We start from the raw sequence: 4,324 nt of genomic DNA on the forward strand, positions 1-4,324 counted from the left end.
TCGTGCCATGGTCAGACGCCGTTGGCCACGCGATGAACGTCGACGCGCGATTTGCCGAAATTGAGCAACAGGCACAGGCGAAGGCCACTCGCCTTGAGGTAATTGATGCATTGCGCTGTGTGTACACTGTCCAACGTCTTGACCGCCTTCAGTTCGACGACGACCGCATTCTCGACCACCATATCGGCGGTGTATTCCCCGACGATGACACCGTCATAGTGGACCGTGATCCCGTACTGCTGTGCCACGCTGAGACCTGCCTTGCGCAGCTCGTGCGCCAGGGCATTCTCGTAGACCTTTTCGAGAAATCCGACCCCAAGCGTGTTCATGACCGCGAACGCGCATCCGATGACACGGTCGGATATTCGGTTCAGAGCGCTTTCATCTTGGCGCATGAGCGTGTCCCAGTCCTGGCGCCTGATGTTCACCTGGAAAGGTTACCGGATCGTGTCCCCAGTGGTGGTGTAGGAGCGACTGCCCGAGATCAGGCTTGGGCTCCTTGATCAGGCTGCCAGGAGTGGCGGGCTGACGGCGGGATCATCGCTCAACGGTGCGATGGTTTCCAGGCTCATGTATCGGGCCCGTTGCACGGCCCATTCATCATTCTGCTCCAGCAGCACGGCCCCGATCAGGCGTGTCACTGCGTCTTCGTTGGGGAAGATGCCGACGACGTCGCTGCGCCGCTTGATCTCGCTGTTGAGGCGTTCGATGGGATTGGTGGAGTGGATCTTGGCCCGATGCGGTGCGGGGAAGCCCATATAGGCCAGGACATCCGCCTCGGCCTCGTCCAGCAGGGCGGCGAGCTTCGGCACCCGCGGCCGCAGCTCATCGGCGACATGGCGCCACTGCTTGGCGGCGGCTGTTGCGTCGTTCTGCGCGAAGGCTGTGCCGACCCAGGCGGAGACAATCCGTCGTTGCGTCTTGCCGGCATGTGCCATGGCGTTGCGCATGAAGTGCACGCGGCAGCGCTGCCAGCTGGCACAGAGGATCTTGCTGATCGCCGCCTTCAACCCGTCATGGGCGTCCGAGATGACCAGCCTGACGCCGCGCAGGCCGCGCCTGGCGAGGGATCGCAAGAACTCGACCCAGAACGGCTCGGCCTCGCTGTGGCCGATGGTCATGCCCAGAACCTCACGCCGGCCATCGGTGTTGACGCCGACGGCGACAATCACCGCGACCGAGACGATGTGATGATCGCGCCGGACTTTGATGTAGGTGGCATCGAGCCACACATACGGCCACTCGCCTTCGATCGGCCGCGCCAGGAACGCCTGCACCCGCTCGTCGATCTCGCCGCACAGGCGCGACACCTGGCTCTTGCCGATCCCCTCCATGCCGAGCGCCTTGACCAGGTTGTCGACCGAGCGGGTCGAGATGCCCTGGATGTAGGCCTCCTGGATCACCGCGGTCAGCGCCTTCTCCGACATCCGCCGTGGTTCCAGGAACGCCGGGAAATAGCTGCCGTGTCGCAGCTTCGGAATACGCAGCTCCACTGTCCCGGCCCGCGTCTCCCAGTCGCGGTCGCGGTAGCCGTTGCGCTGGTTGCGCCGCTCAGGCGTGCGTTCGCCAGGAGTGGCACCGCAGAGCTGTTCCGTCTCCAGCGCCATCAGACGCTCGGCCGCAAAGCCAATCATCTCACGCAGGAATGTCGCATCCGAACCCTTCTCCAAAAGCGCGCGAAGGGCGATCTTGTCATCGGTCATCGTGGTCATCCTCAGGTCAGTGTTGTGTGTCACAACCCAACCCTACCCAGGACAGCCACGGTGACCACCGCTGTGGATAAGTAGCCCGCCTCCGCCAGACTCTCGGCGGTCACTACGGCAGGCTACTTACCCACAGCTCCTACACCACACACGGGGACACGACCCTCGACAGGCGGATGGGGGACGTGACGCCGGGTCCGCGCCAGAAATGGGGAAGACTCCATGTACCTGTCAGCGCCGAAGGGTACGCGGCAGCCACAAGCACGCGGTATCGGCGTTCCCTCTTTCCTGGTTGCCGCACACGGAAAGGGGGAACGACCCCTGTACCCTTGTGGCGTTCTATTGGCATTAAGCTGATTGGACCGGGCCGCCTGATGGAAGCAGCCAGAGGACCCTGCGCCTTGAGCGCCCTGCATGGACCTGCGCTCCATCAGGCCGGCCGCGACGATGGTCCAGTGAGAAGTTGCGCCGTCGAGCGCCAGTATAGGGAACGACCGGGGTCGCGGCGGCCTGAGACAGGCACGGAGAAGGAGCATGACCGACGACACTGACAGCCTTTCGGAGATCCTGTGGTTTGTTGGCCTGGACTGGGGCAGCGAGAGCCATCGTGTCGCGCTGTTCGACCGCACCGGCGCGCTGGTCGAGCGGCGCGACGTGGCGCACACCGGGCGGGCCTATGGTGAGCTATGCGACTGGCTGCTGCGGACCACGCGGGCGGCGCCGGGACAGATCGGCGTGGCGATCGAGACCTCGCACGGCCCGGTGGTGGACGCCCTGCTGGATCGCGGCATCCAGGTCTTCGCCATCAACCCCAAGCAGCTCGACAAGTTCCGTGACCGATACAGCATGGCCGGGGCGAAGGACGACACCCGCGATGCCGACACGCTCGGCCGCTGCCTGCGCACCGACAGGGATGCGTTCCGCCCGCTCAGCCTCAGCCATCCGCTGCTGGTGCAACTGCGCGGCGCCTCCCGCCTGGCCGAGGAGCTGACCCGTACGCGCGGCCAGCTGGCCAACCAGTTGCGCGAGCAGCTGTGGCGCTATTACCCGCAGATGCTGACGCTGGCCGATGATGATGGTGTCGCCGATCCCTGGCTGCTGGACCTCTGGCAGGCCGCGCCGACACCGGCCAAGGGCGCCAGGCTGCACAAGCAGACGATCGAACATCTGCTCAAGCAGCACCGCATCCGCCGGCTTGATGTCGCGCAGGTGCGCCAGGTGTTGCGTGAACCCGCCCTGCCGGTGGCACCAGGCGTGGCCGAGGCCGCCACACGCCACATCCGCTCCCTGCTGCCGCGGCTGCGCCTGGTGACACAGCAGCTCAAGCAGGTGCGCACACAGATCGATACGCTGTGCGACGCCTTCGCCGCATCCCATGCCAGCCCAGCAGAGACACCAGCGGGGGACACCTCACCGGGGCAGGCCTCCGAGCAGCGCGACGTGGCGATCCTGCGCTCCTTGCCGGGAATTGGCCGGATCAACCTCGCCACGCTGCTCGCCGAGGCCTACCAGCCCCTGCAACGACGAGACTACCACGCCTTGCGTGCCCTGTGTGGCGCCGCCCCCGTCACCCGCCGCAGCGGCAAGAGCTGCATCGTGCTGCGACGGCTGGCCTGCAACAAGCGGCTGGCCAATGCGCTGTATCACTGGGCCCGCGTCGCAACCCAGCGCGATCCGCTCAGCCAGGGGCGCTATCAGGCGCTGCGCCAGCGCGGGCATTCCCATGGCCGGGCGTTGCGCACCGTCGGCGATCGCTTGCTGGCACTCACCTGCACCCTGCTGCAACGTCAGGTTCTGTTCGATCCCAGCCACCGCGGAGCGCGCGCCAACACACCGAGCCCTCTGGTTCAGGTCGCCGCGTGATCGCACCTTCCGACACGCTTCTTGGTTCGGTCACAGCGCCGCTTCTCCGTCCCGGCCTGTGCCACACGCCGCGCCGCGCGCAGCCGCCGTCAAGGAGGGCCGAAGGCCACCGCGCAACCGCGCGGCGCGCAGCGTCCTTGACCGCAGCAAGCGCGGCGCGATCATCAAACACAACGGCGGCCACACAACAAAAAACACCTTGCCAGAAGGGTGAGAAGTCCATGTACCTGTCAGGCCCGCCTGCCAGAGGCAGCCCGACGGTGCGCGCCGCGGCGTGGCAAACCCCCATGGACCGTGGGACCGGCGTGGAAAACGGCAAGAACCCCATGTACCTGTCAGCGCCGGCGGGCACGCGGCGCGCATCCGCAGGCGGCATCGGTGTGCATCGGCGTGCATCTGCGGTTCCGCTCTCTCGCTCGAACCGCACGAAACGCGGGAACCACCCCATGCACCGTGGCGGCGGGTGGTCGCGTGGGGGCATCGTCCGGGGCGGCTGGCCGGGACGAGCCCCGGATCGAGCCCGGGGACGGCCATGACGGACGAGTGGGGCGGCGCCGCAGCCGGAAAAGGACAAGAACCCCATGTACCTGTCAGGCCCTCGCTCCTGCCCCGCGAACACCAGGCCGATCCCGGAGCATCCCGGTCGGGCGCGTGTGCGAGCCGCCGCCCGCCGGTGCGACGGGCGATCGGCCGACGCGGCTCAACCGAGCGGTATCACGTCGTGACCGGCGACGGGCGAGGTGTCCAGATACGCCGGC

3 protein-coding genes are annotated in these 4,324 nt (G+C 66.7%); 1 reads left to right on the top strand and 2 read right to left on the bottom strand.

All coding sequences use genetic code 11. The annotated features are described in order from the left end of the window. Nucleotides 1-11: 11 nt before the first annotated feature. Both VGS97_RS14790 and VGS97_RS14795 read right to left on the bottom strand, forming a co-directional pair. On the bottom strand, nucleotides 12-395 hold the full coding sequence (locus VGS97_RS14790; protein WP_349262139.1) for a GxxExxY protein: 384 nt from the start codon (nucleotides 393-395) through the stop codon (nucleotides 12-14). A 108-nt stretch (nucleotides 396-503) separates the two neighbouring features. Beyond that, the gene (locus VGS97_RS14795) at nucleotides 504-1,703 is read right to left on the bottom strand and encodes an IS256 family transposase (protein ID WP_326854068.1); all 1,200 of its coding nucleotides are present in this window, start codon (nucleotides 1,701-1,703) and stop codon (nucleotides 504-506) included. A gap of 534 nt (nucleotides 1,704-2,237) precedes the next feature. On the opposite strand from VGS97_RS14795, the gene VGS97_RS14800 reads away from it, so the two are divergent. Next, nucleotides 2,238-3,566, top strand: coding sequence for an IS110 family transposase (locus VGS97_RS14800; protein ID WP_326854069.1), 1,329 nt, complete (start codon nucleotides 2,238-2,240; stop codon nucleotides 3,564-3,566). Nucleotides 3,567-4,324 lie beyond the last annotated feature (758 nt).

Origin of the sequence: Actinocrinis sp., from assembly GCF_035946395.1 — a bacterium.
In the GTDB taxonomy this organism is placed as follows: domain Bacteria; phylum Actinomycetota; class Actinomycetes; order Streptomycetales; family Catenulisporaceae; genus Actinocrinis.